Source organism: Streptomyces sp. NRRL WC-3549 (genome assembly GCF_000721935.1).
In the GTDB taxonomy this organism is placed as follows: domain Bacteria; phylum Actinomycetota; class Actinomycetes; order Streptomycetales; family Streptomycetaceae; genus Streptomyces.
The window spans coordinates 216773-217166 of the sequence record NZ_KL585387.1 but is presented as its reverse complement, the minus strand read 5'-3'; the positions used below and the strand labels follow the sequence as shown (position 1 = coordinate 217166).

Sequence of the window (394 nt, the reverse complement as noted above, 5' to 3'; positions counted from 1 at the left end):
GAGCGTCAGCCCGTCCGGCAGCCGGCTCTCCGCCGCCCAGCGGACCAGGTCGGCGGACTCGCGCAACGTCTCGTAGGACCACGGCAGCCCGCCCGGATCGCTGGTGAGCAGCAGCTCCAGGCAGAGAGCGCCCGGGTCGAAGCGGAACGCGCGGCCTCGCGGTGTCCGCAGGATCAGCCCGGGCTCCGGCGTTTCGGTTGCCCCCTCACTCATGTAACCACTATAAACGGTTTCCATGACACTGCACTGGAAACTCGTCATCGACGCCGGAGACCCGCACGCCCAGGCCGACTTCTGGGCCGAGACCCTCGGCTACGAGGTCGAGGACAACAGCCCCCTCATCGGCGAGCTGCTCGACGCCGGCCAGGTGCCCGAGGCCGCCGTCGTCGAGTCC

General features: G+C 69.8%; 1 protein-coding gene and 1 pseudogene. One reads left to right on the top strand and one right to left on the bottom strand.

The window, feature by feature from the left end:
* Nucleotides 1–213: pseudogene (locus tag IH13_RS0106405) on the bottom strand (zf-CGNR multi-domain protein); the annotation flags it as partial.
* Between the two features lie 22 nt (nt 214–235).
* On the opposite strand from IH13_RS0106405, the gene IH13_RS45725 reads away from it, so the two are divergent.
* The coding region (locus IH13_RS45725; protein ID WP_324605165.1) for a VOC family protein at nt 236–394 on the top strand (159 nt) is incomplete at its 3' end.